This window comes from Stutzerimonas kunmingensis, from assembly GCF_900114065.1.
Classification (GTDB): Bacteria; Pseudomonadota; Gammaproteobacteria; order Pseudomonadales; family Pseudomonadaceae; genus Stutzerimonas; species Stutzerimonas kunmingensis.
This window is the reverse complement of sequence record NZ_FORS01000007.1, coordinates 147,502-161,308: the sequence shown is the minus strand read 5'-3', so window position 1 is coordinate 161,308 and position 13,807 is coordinate 147,502. Positions and strand designations below refer to the sequence as shown.

Sequence of the window (13,807 nt, the reverse complement as noted above, 5' to 3'; positions counted from 1 at the left end):
GGAAAAACTTCATGCGTCCGCTGGTTGCCACGGTCGATCTGACCGCGCTTCGTCACAACTACCTGCTCGCCAAGCAATGCGCCCCGCAGCGCCAGGCGTTTGCCGTGGTCAAGGCCAATGCCTACGGGCATGGCGCACGGGAAGCGGTTACGGCGCTAAGCGAGATTGCCGACGGCTATGCCGTGGCCTGCCTGGAAGAAGCGGAAGAGGTTCGCCTCAGTGCGCCCGATGCCCGCATCCTGCTGCTGGAAGGTTGTTTCGAGCCGGCTGAGTATTTGCGCGCCGCCGAGCTTGGGCTGGATGTTGCCATCCAGGATCAGCGTCAGGCCGATTGGTTGCTGGCGGCCGATCTGCCGCGGCCGTTGAATGTGTGGTTGAAGCTGGATTCGGGCATGCACAGGTTGGGCTTCACCCTGCACGGCCTGCGCGAATGCCATGCGCGGCTCAGGGGCAAGGCACAGGTTGGCGAGCTCAACCTGATCAGCCACTTCGCCTGCGCCGATGAGCGCGGTCATGCCCTGACCGAGTTGCAGCTGGAGCGCTACAGCGAATTGCTGGCCCTGGAGTTCGATAATTGCTCGCTGGCCAACTCTGCCGCGGTGTTGGCGTTGCCGCAGGCACATATGGCCTGGATTCGTCCCGGCATCATGCTTTATGGCGCCACGCCGTTCGCCGAGCTGAGTGCGCAGGAACTTGGATTGCGCCCGGTGATGACGCTGACCGGTGCCCTGATCGCCGTGCGTGATGTGTCCGAAGGTGAAAGTGTCGGCTATGGCGCCAGCTGGGTCGCGCAACGCGCCTCGCGAATCGGCACGGTCAGCTGCGGCTATGCCGATGGTTACCCGCGTGCCGCGCCTTCGGGCACCTCGGTGGTGATTCATGGCCAGCGGGTGCCGCTGGCCGGCCGGGTCTCGATGGACATGCTGGCGGTGGATCTCACCGATCTGCCGCAGGCGCAGGTAGGGGATGCCGTGGAGTTGTGGGGCGCGCAGATGCCAATCGACGAGCTGGCCCAGGCCTGCGGGACCATCGGCTACGAGCTGCTGACCAAGGTGACCGGGCGTGTACCGCGCCGCTACATCGGTTGATCGGCGGGCCGTGCTTGCTCTTCCTGCTGGACCCAGTTCCCGCGCCCTTGATGCTTGGCTCGGTAGAGGGCCTCGTCGGCAGCTTTGTACAGCTGTGAAAATCCATCGGCATGGCGTGGAAAGAATGCGGCGCCAACGCTAATCGTGACGGCCAGCGTGACGTCGCGGTAGGGCACCGGCTGCGACAGCTCGTGCAGCAGCCGCTCGGCGATCTGGGCGGCGTCTTGTTCGACGTTCGGGCCGGTCAGCAGTACTGCAAATTCATCCCCGCCCAGGCGTGCCGCCATGTCGCTGCTGCGCACCAGGTCGCGCAGGCGTTGACTGAGCGTACGCAGCAGCAGATCGCCGGCATCGTGGCCGTGGCCATCGTTGATGGGCTTGAAGTGGTCCAGGTCGATGAGCAGCAGGGCGATGGATTCACCGCGGCGTCGGGCATCGCTCAACGCCATCTCGACACGCTCGATGAGATAGCGCCGGTTGGGTAGCTCGGTCAGTGCGTCGTGAAAAGCGACCTGCTTCAGTTCGACTTCTCGTTCGCTGAGATGCCGGTTGGCTTCGGCGAGCTCGGCGGTGCGGGTTTCCACTGCCAGGCTGAGCTGCTCGGCGCTGGCCTGAACCTGCCTCAGTCGCGCGCTCTTTTCCTGATCGGCATGCTCCAGCGCTGCTGCCCGTTCCTGCTTGAGGATCTGGATGCGGTAGGCCAGCGCGAAGGAGAACAGAATGGATTCTGCGGTCACCGCTAGCGGAAAGAGGTAGGCGTTCCAGGCCGCGGGCTGAACCACACCTGTGGCGCGCAGCAGGAGCAGGTTGACGCTACCCAGGATCACGCCGAAGCCGAGCAGATAAAGCAGTGCGGGGAAATAGCCCTGGCGCCAGCGACGGAACGAAGCCCACAGCGAGGCGGGAATCGCGGTGAGCGCCAGCGCCACGAATACCCAGGCGCCGAACGCGCGCCAACCGAAGGCGTTGAGCAGCACGGCGGTGGCATACAGCGTCAAGGCAAAGGTCAGCAGGCGATGCGCCCAGGGCACGAACTGGCGTGTCTGCAACAGCGTCTGGGTGAAGCGGCAGGCGCTGAACCCCCAGAGTGCCGGGATGCTGATGCGGTCGAGCCAGAAGGGCACCGGGCCGTTCGGCCAGAGGTACTGAAAGCCATGGCCGGTCATCGCCAGGATCATCAGCAACGCGCCGGTGGTGGTCACCACGTACCAGAAATAGGCGCTGTCGCGCAGGCTGAGAAAGATGAACAGGTTGTACAGCAGCATCGCCAGGATGACGCCGTAGATCAGGCCGAGAAACAGGTTTTCGCCCACCGCCTGCTCCTGCAGGTCATCGAGCTGCCAGACCTTGAGCGGAAAGGAGTTCCCGGCGGGGTCGTAGCTGCGCAGGTAGAAGGTCACCGGCTGGCTGTCACCGAGTGGCGGAAGCCTGAACAGCATGCGCCGATAGGCATGGTCGCGGCCTTCGTTGAACCCGACCAGTTCGCCGGATTGCCGCTCGATCCAGCCACCGTTGCCGTCCGGCAAATAGATGCGCAAGTCTTTCAGGGTTACCGATCCGACTTCCAGCCACCATTGAAACGGTGCATCGCTTTCCCGTTGCAGGCTGACGCGGATCCACCAGGGATGCGGACTCTGTCCGACACTGGCCTTGCCTTCGGCTGGCACGAAGCGCGCCTTTACGTCCGGGCGTTGCAGGTCGTCGATGTTCAGCTCGGCTCCGGGATCGGCCAGCAGCGTGACGTGGGCATTCAGTCCGCGGCCACTGTCACTGGCACTCAGGAGGGCGGTTTCGGCATGAGCGGAGGCCTGGCTGCAAAGGCTCAGGAGCAAGGCGAAAAGGACGACGCGCACCAGACACTCCCGGGCTCGAAGCAATGGTTGAGTCGCGCGAGTATAGCGGGCGGCAGTGACACTTCGCGCGCCCGTCGCGAAGGTCGATAAAGACCCTGCGTGATGGTCGGACTTGGTTATTTTTTGTGCTATATTCCGCGCCCGTTTTCGTTGTCCCGGTTTCCCGCCATGCACGCCGTAAAGCCATTGTTCGACTATCCCAAGTACTGGGCCGAGTGTTTCGGTCCGGCGCCGTTCCTGCCAATGAGCAGGGAGGAGATGGATCAGCTCGGCTGGGATTCCTGCGACATCATCATCATCACCGGTGATGCCTACGTCGATCATCCGTCCTTTGGCATGGCGATCATCGGCCGACTGCTCGAAGCGCAGGGGTTTCGCGTCGGCATCATCAGCCAGCCGGACTGGCACAGCAAAGACGACTTCATGAAGCTCGGCGAGCCGAATCTGTTCTTCGGTGTCGCCGCCGGCAACATGGACTCGATGATCAATCGCTACACGGCCGACCGCAAGGTGCGCTCCGACGACGCCTACACGGCGGGCGGCCTGGCAGGCAAGCGGCCCGATCGCGCCAGCCTGGTCTATAGCCAGCGCTGCAAGGAGGCCTACAAGCACGTTCCGGTGGTGCTTGGCGGCATCGAAGCCTCGCTGCGCCGCATTGCCCATTACGACTACTGGTCGGACAAGGTGCGTCGCTCGATCCTGATGGATGCCACGGCGGATGTGCTGCTCTACGGCAACGCCGAGCGCGCTATCGTCGAGGTGGCGCAGCGCCTGGCCCGCGGCGAACCGATCGAAGCGATCACCGACGTGCGCGGCACCGCGTTCATCCGCAAGGACACGCCCGAGGGTTGGTTCGAGATCGACTCCACGCGCATCGACCGTCCGGGCAAGATCGACAAGATCATCAATCCCTACGTCAATACGCAGGACCTGTCCGCCTGCGCCATCGAGAAGGACAAGGGGCCGCAGGACGACCCGAACGAAGCCCGCCCGGTCGAGCTGCTGCCGCACCCGAAACTCGAGCGTGATCGCACGGTGATCCGCCTGCCGTCGTTCGAGAAGGTGCGCAACGACCCGGCGCTGTATGCCCACGCCAACCGCGTGCTGCACCTGGAGACCAACCCCGGTAACGCCCGTGCGCTGGTCCAGCGTCACGATGATCGTGAGTTGTGGCTCAACCCGCCGCCCATTCCGCTGACCACCGAGGAAATGGACTACGTGTTCGCCGCGCCCTATGCGCGGGTGCCGCATCCAGCCTATGCCGGGGCGAAGATCCCGGCCTACGAGATGATTCGCTTCTCGGTGAACATCATGCGTGGCTGCTTCGGTGGCTGCACCTTCTGCTCGATCACCGAGCACGAGGGCCGCATCATCCAGAGCCGTTCCCACGAGTCGATCCTGCATGAGATCGAGGAGATGAAGAACGTACCGGGCTTCACCGGCGTGGTCTCCGATCTCGGCGGGCCGACTGCCAACATGTATCGCCTGGCCTGCAAGAGCCACGACATCGAGAAGCACTGCCGCAAGCCGTCCTGCGTGTTCCCTGGCATCTGCGAGAACCTCGACACCGACCACAGCTCGCTGATCGAGCTTTACCGCAAGGCGCGCGCACTGCCAGGCGTGAAGAAGATCCTGATCGCCTCCGGTCTGCGCTACGACCTCGCTGTGGAGTCGCCGGAGTACGTCAAGGAGCTGGTCACCCACCACGTCGGCGGCTACCTGAAGATTGCGCCGGAGCACACCGAGCGTGGGCCGCTGGACAAGATGATGAAGCCGGGCATCGGCAGCTACGATCGCTTCAAGCGCATGTTCGAGAAGTACTCGAAAGAGGCGGGCAAGGAGCAATACCTGATCCCGTACTTCATCGCCGCGCATCCCGGCACCACCGACGAGGACATGATGAACCTCGCCCTGTGGCTGAAGGCCAACGGCTTCCGCGCTGACCAGGTGCAGGCGTTCTATCCGTCGCCGATGGCCTCGGCCACCGCCATGTACCACACCGGCAAGAACCCGCTGCGCAAGGTGACCTACAAGAGCGAAGGCGTCACCGTGGTCAAGAGCGAGGAGCAGCGGCGCCTGCACAAGGCCTTCCTGCGCTATCACGATCCCAAGGGCTGGCCGCTGCTGCGTGAGGCGCTGATTCGTATGGGCCGCGCCGACCTGATCGGCAATGGCAAGCACCAGCTGATCCCGGCGCACCAGCCGGCCACCGAGGGCTACCAGAGCGCGCGGCGCAAGAACTCGACGCCAGTCGGCAGCAAGAAGGCCGGGCAGGGCGGCAAGATCCTCACCCAGCACAACGGCCTGCCGCCACGCAGCCATGACGGTAACGCCTGGGACAAGCGCGAGCAGGCCAAGGCCGCGGCCGAGGCCCGGCGCAAGGCGGAAAAGAGCGGCAAGCCGGCTGGCAAGGGTGGTAAGCCGCAGCGTCCGGTCGCACCCCGCTAGCGGTAGGGAGGCTTGCCGGCATAAGGAAACGGAGCGGCAGGCTCCGTTTTCTTTTTCAGAATCTGAACGCCTGGGTCGCGCGATCCAGTTCGCTGCCCAGCTGCAGCATCTGCGCACTTTGCTCACGTCCCCGGCTGATGTGATTCAGGTTGGCGTCGCCGAGCTGGTGGATACGCTCACTGTGTCCGCGAATCTCGCCCACCGCTTCGCCCTGCTGGGCGGTCGCCTGGGCGATCTGTTCGGCCATGCGGCTGATGGTGGCGATGGTCGAGACGATCTCGTCCAGTGCCTGATCGGCACTTTCGGCGAGGTTCGCCGTGCTTTGCGCATGCTCGACCTGGCTGCGCATCGCCTCGACCGACTGCCGTGCCGCCAGCTGCAGGCGACCGATCAGTTGCTGGATTTCTTCGGTGGCGCCGCTGGTGCGCTGCGCCAGTGAGCGCACCTCGTCGGCCACCACGGCGAAACCGCGTCCATGACCGCCGGCGCGGGCCGCCTCGATGGCGGCATTCAGCGCGAGCAGATTGGTCTGCTCAGCGATGGCACGGATCACCGTCAGCACGTTGCCGATGGTGGTGGTTTCGTCGGCCAGGCGTTCGATCGCCGCCGCATTGTCCTGCACTTCGCTGACCAGCCCATGCAGGCCGGTCAGGCTCTGGCCGATCACCTGCTGACCCTGATGCACGGCGCGCGCCGCAGCGCGGCTCGCCTCGGCGGCTTCTCCGGCACCATCGGCGACCTGCTGGATGGTGGCCTCCAGTTCGCTCAGCGAATCGCGTATCTGTGCGGTATCGCCGGTCTGGCGCTGGGCGCCTTCGTGCAGGTCGCTGCTCATTTCGTCGAGGCTTCGACTGCTGGCTGCGACCTGGGTCGCCTGCTGGCGCAGGGTTCCGACCAGGCCAAGCAGGTAGCTGCGCAGGCGATTGAGCGAGCTTTCGATATCGGCGATCTCGCGGATCTTCGACTCGATCCGTGCATCGCTGGCGAAGTCTCCCTCGGCCCATTCCGAAAGTGCCGGCACCAGCTGACCGAGAGCTCGGGTCAGCTGGCGTTGCAGACGATCGATGGCCAGGGCGATCAGCAGGATCAGCAGGATGATGCCGCCCTGCAGCATGCGCACCTCGGCCTGGATACGGCCATGCTCGGCGCGTACCGCCGGCTCCAGCTCGGCCAGGGCCTGTTGCACGGCATCGATCTTGCCGGCGCTGCTCTGCAGCAGCTCGCTGCGCTGGCGGATCAGCTGCCGGGTGCGCTGCAGTTCGGCCGGGTAGCGCTTGATCAGGCTGGTCAGCTCGCGCTTGAGCGCAACGCCCTGGTCTTCACTGGTCTGCTTCGCGGCATCGCCGAGGTCGAGCAGGGCGGCGAAATTGCTCGCGGCCGACTGCTCGGCTGCGAGCACCCCGAGTAACGGCAGTGCCTCGAGCTTTGCGGCGTCCTGTTCGAGGTTATGCAGGGTCTGCTCCACTTCGCTGGCCAGTTCATCCCGGCCGGAGGCGACCAGCTTTCCCCTTGCGTGGCTGAGCCGCAGCAGCTGTTGCCCGGCCGAGAAAAGAGGCTGTTGATAGTGTCGCGCGCTCGGATGATCGGCTTCCGCCTGGTAGTCGTCGAGCTGCGACAGCGCTCCGGCCATTTCGCGCTCTGCCTGCAGCAGCAAGCCCTGCGGATCGCCGGCGAGCTTGCCAGCCGCGAGCAGGTCAGTGGCGGTGAAGCGGACCAGCTCTTCCAGGCTCGGGCGTAGCGTTTCCGCCAGACCATCCGGAAGTTCGATTACGTCGCGCTGGAGATCGGTGAGCGCCTGCTGCGCCTGGCTATGACGCAATGCGTCACCGCTGGCGAGATAGCCCTGAATATTTTCCGCTGCCTGATGCTGGAACTGTTGAGACAGCCCCAGGTAACGCGCCATGAGCAGGTAGGGGCGCTCCATGGCACGCTCGGACCACCAGAGCGTGGCACCCAGCGCGAGACAGACAGCAATGAGCAGCAGGGTGTTGAGAGTGGTGAGCGACTTCAGGCGCATCCTCGCCTCGCAGAACGAATCAGGAGGCTTGCAAGGTATGGCAGTTTGATGTCATTCGCGTTACAGCGAGCGCGGGCCTGCCAGGTCGCCGCCTCTGCGAGGCGCTGTCAGACGTGGCGATTGGGGTATCCGTCGTGTCAGTAGCGTTCGACGCGATTGCGGCCGCCATGCTTGGCGCGATACAGCGCTTCGTCGGCCTGTTGGGTGAGCGTCTTGACCTCGGCATCGCCGGCCAGCTCGGTGATACCGCAGCTGAAGGTGCAGCTGAGGTCGTGGGGCTGGGCGGGAAAGCGGATCTCCGCGAAGCGCTGGCGGATCTCGTCGAGTACCTTGCAGGCGACGTCCGCTGGCGTGTCCGGCAATACCACAGCGAACTCTTCGCCACCGTAGCGGCCGATGTGATCGGTCTTGCGCAAACGCTGCTTCAGGAACAGCGCGAGGCTCTTGATCACCCGGTCGCCCATTGGGTGGCCAAAGGTGTCGTTGACCTGCTTGAAGTGGTCGATATCCAGCATGGCGAAGCTTAGCGGGCTGTTGTCGCGGCGCGCACGGAAGCGGGCGTCCTCGAGCAACTGCAGGCTGTGGGTGTGGTTGTAGAGCCCGGTCAGGCTGTCGCGGACGATGCGTGCCTTCAGACTTCTGGCGCGGGTCGCGCGGGTGCGCACGGTGGCGATCAGGTGACTGGGTTTGATTGGCTTGGTGAGGAAGTCGTCGCCGCCTTCGCCCATGGCGTCGAGCTGTTTGTCCAGGTCGTCCTCGGCCGAGAGGTAGATGATCGGCACGCTGACATAGCGCTCGTGCTGACGAATAACCTTGGCCAGTTCGGTGCCCTGGCACTCGGGCATGTACATGTCGAGGATGATCAGGTCCGGTTGAAACTCGGCCAGAGCGCCGATGGCCTGAATCGGCTCGATCAGTGTCTGGGTGACGATGCCGGCGTTGTTAAGCACTCGCTCGGTGTGGGTGGCCTGGGCCCGGGAGTCGTCGATGATCAGTACGCGGATCGGTTCGTAGTGCGCCGTGCGGGTGAATATTTCGATCTTCTCCAGCAGGCTGCTGGCGTCGAGGGTGCCGGTAAAGAACTCCAGGCCACCGGCGCGCACCGCAGCAAGGCGCGTTGGCGTATCGGTTTCCAGGTGGCTGAAGAACAGCATCGGCAGCTTCGATTCCAGCCCCTGTTGGACCTGCTCGGCGAGGCGCAGCCCTTCGCTCGGACCATTGAAATCCACCTCCATGACGATCGCGGCCGGATGGCGGCGATGCATCGCGGTGCGGAAGGCCGCGACATTGCTGAACGCCTGCGCGGACATGCTGAAAAAGTCCAGCTGGCGTACCAGGTGTTCGGCGCGCTGCTGATCCTGCAGGGCGATGTACACCGGCTTGCTCAGTGGCGGCAGAAACGACTGATTATGTGGATCGCTGTGGCGCAGCCCGGTGCGCGCCAGACGGTAGATCAGCTGGCTGAGGGTGGAGATGGTGCTGCTGGAGAGACGGCCACGGTTGTCCCGGACGTCGCTCAGGCAATCTTCGATGCTCAGGGCAAGCTCGCTGTGCTCGGTCTGCTCGAAGCGGTCGGCGAAGCGCCGCAGCCGCGTCGTCGCTTCGGTCAGGGCAGCGTGGTAGTCCTCGTTCCATTCGCTGCGTTGCAGTTGCTGCCAAACTTCCAGCACTTCGCGTGCCTGGTGAATGACCCGCTGGGCGAAATGCTGCTTGAGTTCTTCCTGATCCGACATCGCGATTCTTCCCGGTGCACAGGGTGCGCTGCCCTGGCTTTATGGTGGCGGCATGCTATCACTGCGGCGGTGCTTTGGAAGTCCACTGTGCGGTAGTGGTTCTCAATTTGGCGCTGAGTGAACAGGGGCCCTGCGTTATAGTAAAGACATGTCAGCGCAACGTCTCCGACGTCGTGCGGTCGAACCCCAGAACTCGCGAGAAGGACACATTGCCCATGTTGGACTGGAAGAATCGCTTCGCTCGTCTCGGCCGCTCGAGTGGCCCTTCCGGCGGGGCCGGACGGCGGGAGGGTAATCCGCTTCTGCTGGTTCTTGCCGTCCTGCTGGGCGTGTACCTGCTGGTTACCTTGGTGCTCGGCTGGCACTGGAGCCGCGAGCCCGATCTGTTTCCCGTACAGCAGAGCGGCCGCCAGGCAGCCGAGGCCTCACAGCGGCAGTTGGTCAGCGGCTATACCACCGTGGAAACGCTCAAGCGTGTTGCCAGTACCTTGCTGGATAAGCCGGGTGGCTACCTGAGCAACGATATCGCGCCGCCGGGTCTGTGGTTGGACAACATGCCGAGCTGGGAATATGGCGTGCTGGTGCAGGTGCGCGATCTCGCTCGGGCGCTGCGCAAGGACTTCGCCCGCTCGCAGTCGCAGTCGACCGAGGACACCGATCTGGCCAAGGCCGAGCCGCTGTTCAACTTCGACAATCGCAGCTGGGCATTGCCGGCCTCCGAGTCCGAGTACCGCAACGCTATCCGCGGCCTGGATCGCTACCTGGCTCGGCTCAGCGATCCGCAGCCCAAGGCGCTGTTCTACACGCGTGCTGACAACCTTAACAACTGGCTGGGCGATGCCGCCACGCGGCTCGGCTCGCTGTCCCAGCGCCTCTCTGCCAGCGTTGGCCGGGTGCGGCTGGATGCCGATGTTGCGCCCGAACAGGAGCGTGCGGGCGTCGTGCCGCAGGTCAAGGAGGAGGTCGTCGAAACGCCGTGGTTGCAGATCGACAACGTCTTCTTCGAGGCGCGTGGTCAGGCGTGGGCCTTGTCACATCTGCTGCGCGCAATCGAGGTTGATTTCGCCGACGTGCTGGCGAAAAAGAACGCCACCATCAGCGTGCGGCAGATCATCCGCGAGCTTGAGGCCGCGCAGGAGCCGCTGTGGAGTCCGATGGTGCTCAATGGCAGCGGCTACGGCGTGCTGGCCAATCACTCGCTGGTGATGGCCAACTACATCTCCCGTGCCAATGCGGCGATCATCGATCTGCGCAACTTGCTGACGCAGGGGTAAGGCGAGCACCTCCAGCAAGCGTCGTGTCTGAGTGACTCGACGCCAATCTGGCTCATCGCTCAGTCCAGTCCGAGTTTTTTCAACCGATAACGCATCGAACGGAAGGTCAGCCCCAGCCGTTGGGCCGCCGCAGTGCGGTTCCAGCGGGTTTCCTCCAGCGCCTGCATGATCAGCTTGCGCTCGATCTCTTCCAGGTGATCTTCCAGATTGTCGATCTGCGCCAGGCTGGCTTCACCGTTCTCCGATACGCCTGGGCTGTCTGCCAGGCGTAGATCGCCCGCCTTGATCTCATCGCCCTCGCAGAGTGTGTAGGCCCGCTCGAGCATGTTCTCCAGCTCACGAACGTTCCCCGGGAAGCGATAGTTTTCCAGCTTGGCCAGAGCATCCGGGTGCAGGCGAGCGCTGCTGTCACCGCACTCCGCCGCAAGACGCCGAAGCATGGCTTCGGCGAGCAGGCCGATGTCTTCGCGACGCTCGCGCAGTGGCGGCACGCGCAGTTCGATGACATTCAGGCGGTAATACAGATCCTGGCGGAAACGACCTGCGGCCACTTCGCTGGCGAGGTCCTTGTGGGTGGCGCAGAGGATGCGCACATCGACCATTAGTTCCTGAGCGCCGCCGACCGCGCGTACAGCCTTCTCCTGGATCGCGCGCAGCAGCTTGACCTGCATCGGCAGCGGCAGGTCGGCTACCTCGTCGAGGAACAGCGTGCCGCCATTGGCGGTCTGGAATAGCCCGGGCTTGTCCTCGATGGCGCCACTAAAGCTGCCTTTCTTGTGGCCGAAGAACTCGCTTTCCATCAGTTCCGACGGGATCGCGCCGCAGTTGACGGGCACAAAGGGCTTTTCACTGCGAGGACCCTGCTCGTGAATCAGTCGGGCCACCAGCTCCTTGCCGCTGCCGGACTCGCCGCTGATATAAACCGGCGCCTGGCTGCGGGCGAGTTTGCCGATCTGCTTGCGAAGGGTCTTCATGGGTGGCGAGCTGCCGAGCAGGCGGCTGTCCACCGGCATTTCCGCTGTAGGCGCCCTCAGGCGCAGGGCCGTGCCGACCAGCTCGCGCAAGCGGTTGAGGTCCACCGGTTTGGTGAGAAAGTCGAATGCCCCGGCCTTGAGCGCGCCAATGGCGGTATCCAGGCTGCCGTATGCAGTGATCATCGCCACCGGCAGCTGCGGGTGCTGTTGCTGAATGTATTGCACCAGCTCCAGGCCGCTGCCATCGGGCAGGCGCATATCGGTAAGGCACAGGTCGTAATGCTCGCGGGCCAGGCATTCGCGCGCTTCCTTGAGATTGCGAGCGCTGCGGGTATCGAGTTTCATGCGGCCAAGAGTGATTTCCAGCAGTTCGCGGATATCCGGCTCGTCATCGATGATCAGTGCTTTCTGGCGCGCGGTCATGGTCCTGCTCTTGATTCGTGAAGCGATTGTCGCCGGGGATTGCGGCTGAGGAGCATGTTAACTCCGCCGGCTGTGTCGTGGCTGTCGCTTTGGTCGATGTGTGATGTGTTGCCGGCAGCGAGGCTCAGCTCAGCTTGCGCGGGTGGGCGAAGACGATGCGGAAGCAGCTGCCGCCCTCGGGTCGCTCGCGGTAGTCCAAGCGTGCCTGGTTGCTTTCGCACAGCTCGCGGGAGATATATAGCCCCAGCCCGGTGCCTTTGCTTTCGGTGGTGAAGAACGGTTCGAAGATGTTCTGAAGTTGCTCGGCCGCGATACCAGGGCCGTCATCGAGCACTTCGACGATAGGCAGGTCGCTGGCTTCGTCACGGAACAGGCGGAGCCAGACCTGCGCCCGCGGATTCTGCTGGCCGCTGTAGCGCAGCCCGTTCTGGACCAGGTTGGTCAGCACCTGGGTCAGCTGATTGGGGTCCATGCGGGTCTGCAGCGAGCTGCCCACGGTATCCAGGTGCAGGGTCTGCTGCGGGCCGAGCCCCTGGCGGAACTCGCTGGCGAAACGATGCAGCCAGTACTTCAGGTCCAGCAGCTGGGGTTCGGCCTGGCGCCGCCGGGAAAGCTGGAGGACGTTCTCGATCACCAGGTTCATCCGCCGTGAATGATCCTGAATGATCTGTGCCAGACGGCGGTCAGGTCCGTCCAGCTCTTCGGATTCCTGAAGCAGCTGCGCGGCATGGCTGATGGCGCCCAGTGGATTGCGGATTTCATGGGCAATGCTGGCTGTGAGGCGTCCGAGGGAGGCGAGCTTGAGCTGTTGTGCCTTCTGTGCGATCTGCGAGATGTCTTCGAGAAACACCAGTGTGTCGAGCTTGTTCCCGTGCTGCAGCGCGGCGAAGCTCGGCTGCAGCGTTGGGCCGCCAGGCGTTGCCCTGAGGTTCGGTGGGCGCAGGGTCGGATTGCCTCGCCACTGTTGCAGTGCCTTGAGCAGTTCTGGGCAGCGTGGTGCGAGGCGTTCGCCTGCCAGCGAGTCCTGGCCGAGCAATTGCAGAGCCCCCTGATTGGCGAGCAGAACGCGCTCCTGCGGGTCCAGCACCATGATGCCGGTACGCATGCGCTGGAGGATCAGCGCGTTGAGCGCCTCCAGGTTCGCCACCTCTTCCGCACGCTGGCGCGCCAGCGTCTCGCTGACCTGCAGGCGGCGAGCCAGCCCCTGAACCAGGAAGGCGGCAGCAAAGCAGAGCGTGCCGAGTGCGCTGGCCTGAACGTACTGGCTGCTGGCTTCGGGGCGTTGAATGCTGAGGTAGAAGGTCAGGTAGATCAGGCCCGTCGCAGCAACCGCGGCGATGAAGAAACCGACCCTGCCGCGCAGCAGTATGTTGGCGATGGCAACGGCGACTATCAGCAGGTTGCCGATACCGCTCGGGGTGCCACCGCCGAAGTAGAACAGCCCGGACAGCAGGATGACGTCCATCAGCGCCAGCCCGAGCACGGGCAGATCGCGCTCCGGGTTCTGCACCAGCACGGCGACGATGATGTTGAGGATCAGGTAGATCCAGGCGCCGTACTGAAAGAGCTGCGGGTTGCTCATCTCCAGCAGGTCGTTGTGCAGGTCGGCGCTGATCAGCAGAACCAGCGCCAGGCCGATAGTCAGCCGATAGAGGTGGTACAGGCGGAGAATCCGCCGTCCCTGATCGCCAAAGAAGGTGAGGTTTTCAGTGCCCACCAGGAGTGCTGTCCTGCTCCAGGTGAGCGCGGCTGCAGTACCAGCGATCCTGCGACTGCAGCGCCTGGTCCTGCGGGACGTGCACGCCGCACTGAGCGCAACGCACCATTGGCAGGGTGGTCTGGCGAGGCTTGGGGGCGGCTTTCTTCTGCGCGAAACGGCGCCACAGCCAGAACGCGGCGCCAATCAGTGCAATCCAGAACAGCAGGCGAAACAGACCCATATCGATTCCTCCCTGATTAAGCGTGGTGGCCTGCGATCAATTGAGCCCGGTCACTGC

At 64.0% G+C, this 13,807-nt stretch carries 9 protein-coding genes; 3 read left to right on the top strand and 6 right to left on the bottom strand.

Translation table 11 applies throughout. The annotated features are described in order from the left end of the window. The first annotated feature begins 11 nt into the window (after positions 1-11). The gene (gene alr, locus BM275_RS16960) at positions 12-1,088 is read left to right on the top strand and encodes an alanine racemase (protein WP_090522464.1); all 1,077 of its coding nucleotides are present in this window, start codon (positions 12-14) and stop codon (positions 1,086-1,088) included. On the opposite strand, the gene BM275_RS16955 is transcribed toward alr, so the two are convergent. Beyond that, on the bottom strand, positions 1,076-2,941 hold the full coding sequence (locus tag BM275_RS16955) for a diguanylate cyclase domain-containing protein (protein WP_090522462.1): 1,866 nt from the start codon (positions 2,939-2,941) through the stop codon (positions 1,076-1,078). The two genes, alr and BM275_RS16955, sit on opposite strands and share 13 nt — an antisense overlap. Positions 2,942-3,109: 168 nt before the next feature. Between BM275_RS16955 and BM275_RS16950 the strand changes: the two genes are divergently transcribed. Next, positions 3,110-5,389: a YgiQ family radical SAM protein gene (locus BM275_RS16950; protein ID WP_045667096.1), complete on the top strand. Its 2,280-nt coding sequence runs from the start codon at positions 3,110-3,112 to the stop codon at positions 5,387-5,389. Between the two features lie 55 nt (positions 5,390-5,444). Here BM275_RS16950 and BM275_RS16945 read toward each other — a convergent pair whose 3' ends face one another. Beyond that, entirely contained in the window at positions 5,445-7,406 is a 1,962-nt protein-coding gene (locus BM275_RS16945) for a methyl-accepting chemotaxis protein (RefSeq protein WP_042926650.1), read from the bottom strand. Positions 7,407-7,543: 137 nt separating this feature from the next. Then, positions 7,544-9,139 (bottom strand): response regulator, encoded by a 1,596-nt coding sequence (locus BM275_RS16940; RefSeq protein ID WP_090522460.1) that lies wholly within the window; start codon positions 9,137-9,139, stop codon positions 7,544-7,546. Positions 9,140-9,354: 215 nt separating this feature from the next. Here BM275_RS16940 and BM275_RS16935 point away from each other — a divergent pair, with 215 nt between their 5' ends. After that, positions 9,355-10,413 (top strand): DUF2333 family protein, encoded by a 1,059-nt coding sequence (locus tag BM275_RS16935; RefSeq protein ID WP_090522458.1) that lies wholly within the window; start codon positions 9,355-9,357, stop codon positions 10,411-10,413. A 59-nt stretch (positions 10,414-10,472) separates the two neighbouring features. Here BM275_RS16935 and BM275_RS16930 read toward each other — a convergent pair whose 3' ends face one another. From BM275_RS16930 to BM275_RS16920, 3 genes are all read right to left on the bottom strand, one after another. Beyond that, complete coding sequence (locus BM275_RS16930; protein ID WP_041015968.1) at positions 10,473-11,810, bottom strand: sigma-54-dependent transcriptional regulator; 1,338 nt, start codon at positions 11,808-11,810, stop codon at positions 10,473-10,475. A 124-nt stretch (positions 11,811-11,934) separates the two neighbouring features. Continuing rightward, entirely contained in the window at positions 11,935-13,527 is a 1,593-nt protein-coding gene (locus BM275_RS16925; RefSeq protein WP_041015969.1) for a sensor histidine kinase, read from the bottom strand. Continuing rightward, a complete protein-coding gene (locus BM275_RS16920; protein WP_014819063.1) occupies positions 13,517-13,750 on the bottom strand; it encodes a PP0621 family protein in 234 nt (77 codons plus the stop codon). The genes BM275_RS16925 and BM275_RS16920 overlap by 11 nt, the downstream gene beginning before the upstream one ends. Positions 13,751-13,807 lie beyond the last annotated feature (57 nt).